Source organism: Streptomyces kebangsaanensis (genome assembly GCF_001906585.1).
In the GTDB taxonomy this organism is placed as follows: domain Bacteria; phylum Actinomycetota; class Actinomycetes; order Streptomycetales; family Streptomycetaceae; genus Streptomyces; species Streptomyces kebangsaanensis.
Genome location: NZ_JUJA01000033.1, coordinates 101,672 through 102,015 on the forward strand (window position 1 = coordinate 101,672; position 344 = coordinate 102,015).

Below are 344 nucleotides of genomic sequence, written 5' to 3' on the forward strand. Positions count from 1 at the left end.
CCCGCCGAGCCGCCGCCGAGTCCCGCGAACTGCTGCGGGACCTGCGCCGCGAGAACGACCCGGAGCACGGCACCGACGTACTGGCGGAACTGACGGACCACGCCCGCGACTTCACCGCCCGCACGGGCCTGCCCGCCACCTGCCGTCCGACGGGCGGGCCCGGCGTGCCCCCGATCCCACCCGCCGTGGCCCGCCAGCTCCTCACGATCGCCGCGGAGGCGATGGAGAACGCCCACCGCCACGCGGCGCCCACCCGCGTCGACGTGTACGCGGGCGTCCACGGCGACCTGCTGCGCGTCAGCGTGTACGACGACGGCCGCGGCCTGCCGCCCGGCACGAGCCTG

1 pseudogene is annotated in these 344 nt (G+C 77.6%); it reads left to right on the forward strand.

The features are described 5' to 3' along the window. Positions 1 to 344: pseudogene (locus RH94_RS42225) on the forward strand (two-component sensor histidine kinase); the annotation flags it as partial.